Here is a 2,243-nt window from a genome sequence, read left to right as displayed (position 1 = left end):
CGCGAAGAGCGCGGGGAGGTATAAGATTAAGGGTGCGGACGTTCCGGCGCTGCTGTTACACCGACACGTCATCCGCCAGGCGGGGGAAGCTGATCCGGAACACCGTGCCGTCGGCCCCGCTGACCGCCCTTGTACTATTGGTTGCGGGGGGTGTCGCCTATTCGCTCGGCACGATCTTCTACGCCAATAAGCGCCTCGTTTACCGCCGCGCCATCTGGCACATCCACCTCCTGCTGGGCGCCGGCCTGCACTACCTTGCCATCATGCTTGGCGTCATACTGAATAAACCTCTCATCTAATCCGCCGCTGCGGTCCGGCGCCTCGGCAGAGTGATTCGGAAAGACGTTCCGTCGCGTTTGTTTGAGCTGACTTCGATCTTTCCGTCATGCGACTTCACGATCTCACGCGTGATAAACAAGCCCAGACCCAGGTTTGAGCCGCCATTCCGTTGAGCGCCAGGTTCGGCGCCACGGGTGAAGGAATGAAACAGACTGGCCATTTGCGCTTCGGGAATGATGGGCCCCTGATTGAGCACGGTGAGGCTGACGTCGTCGGCGGTGCCCAGGATCGTTACCGTCACCGGCGCGGTCGCATCGCCATACTGTATGGCGTTGCCCAGCAGATTGGATAACACCTGACTCAATCGTGTGTTATCCCATGCGCCCGTCACGTCGCCTTTTATCGTCAGATCGATATCGCGGTCGGCATGCTGGCTTTTCGTTTCGGCGACCATCTGTTGCGCCAATTGCCCGAGATCCATGGCCAGGGCGCTCACTGGGAGGCGCGTGCCGTGTCGCGCCCGGGCCAGATCGAGCAGATCGGTGATAATGCGGGTCATGCGATCACTGCACGTGCCGACCTGGGCAGCCAGCGTGGCTTGTTTGTCCGTCAATGCCCCAAGTCTCGGCAACAATTGGCCGGCCATCGAAATCGCGCCCAATGGGCTGCGCAAGTCGTGCCCCAAAACCCCTAATATCAGGTCCCGTGAATAATCGACCTTGGCGGAAAACTTTACTACGGATTCGGCCAGCGCCTGGTCGATCGATTCGTTAAATCGCGTCAGGTCTTCGATATCGGTGTCTTCGAGTGTGCGACGCCGCCTCATCCATAGCTTGACTATACTTCCGCGCAGGGCGCGATATTCCGAAACCATTTGAACGATATCGAAGCCATCGCCGTGGCGTAATTCTCCGTGCGCTTCCGCAGCGGTATCGGCGTAGCCTTGGCCGCTGTCACGCTTACCATGCGATTTTTCGACCTGCTCTGTTTTGGTTTGTGCGGTCTCCAGATCGTCGCAAATGAACGACAGGATTTCATCAATATGATCGCGCAACTGCATGCGGGTCATGTTCGCCGCCGGCGACAGTGTCGTGGCGAAACTCTCCCACTCGGCGATAATCGGATCGCGGTTCTGACGTATGAATTCGACTAAGCGCATTGCGATCTTTCGAGCCGGTGGCCACGGCGATAGGCTTGAGCACGAAACCCGCACCATGACATCATAGCCTCAAGATCTGTGGCGAACAATGCGTTACCTATGCTGATTTGCCCATCGTTATCGGCGTTGCATATGGCTTGCAACCCTTACGCCCCGGATCGGCGATCCAAGTAGGAAAAAAACAACTAAAACAACGATATGTGCAGAAATATGCGCTATCATTCCGCTAAGTCCGCGCGGCCGTGAAGTCGCCAAATCTGGGCCTGCCAGGCAGATAAAGCCTCTCAAATTACGTCTCATACCAACGGTGGTGACGTCTGACTCTTGATAGGGATTCCCTTTGCGCCTTCTTGGGGTCGGGTCGCACCGGTGCCTCAGGTACCGCCCGAACAATACCCTGGAGCGCCATTTGAAGCTTTGTAGCCCTAAAGCGCTTGTGAAATAAGAATTTTTGAAAAAGATAATAATAAATAACAACATATCATACTTACAATCTTTTTAGCATAAGCCCAATGGGGTTAGGTCGTATGTTGAAATAGAAAAATTCAGCATAGTATACGTAGTAATCCACAAGACGATATTGTTGCTCGTGATTCTAAAATATTTAGGTTCATTAGGCACTGCAGTTTCCAATTGACCCCAAATTATCTGACTTTCCAATGAGAAGGTCCTCATATGTCGGGGAATATCTATGACGACGAAAAAGCTCGAATCGGGCAATCAAAGCGCCGTATCCGACACGGCAGAGAGCACTGAGCGAAGGCGCGCGGATGAAGTCCTTCTACAGACTGGGGCTCTACAGAAC

1 protein-coding gene and 1 pseudogene are annotated in these 2,243 nt (G+C 54.4%); one reads left to right on the top strand and one right to left on the bottom strand.

Features of this window, described 5'->3' with window-relative positions:
- Positions 1 to 299: pseudogene (locus ABI_RS25950) on the top strand (hypothetical protein); the annotation flags it as partial.
- Here the strand turns inward: ABI_RS25950 and ABI_RS11845 are convergent.
- Positions 296 to 1,438, bottom strand: coding sequence for a sensor histidine kinase (locus tag ABI_RS11845; RefSeq protein WP_006273226.1), 1,143 nt, complete (start codon positions 1,436 to 1,438; stop codon positions 296 to 298). The pseudogene ABI_RS25950 and the gene ABI_RS11845 overlap by 4 nt on opposite strands.
- Between the last annotated feature and the right edge of the window lie 805 nt (positions 1,439 to 2,243).

Source organism: Asticcacaulis biprosthecium C19 (assembly GCF_000204015.1).
Lineage (GTDB): Bacteria > Pseudomonadota > Alphaproteobacteria > Caulobacterales > Caulobacteraceae > Asticcacaulis > Asticcacaulis biprosthecius.
Note: the sequence above shows the minus strand (reverse complement) of the source record. Positions and strands in the feature narration are given on the sequence as shown.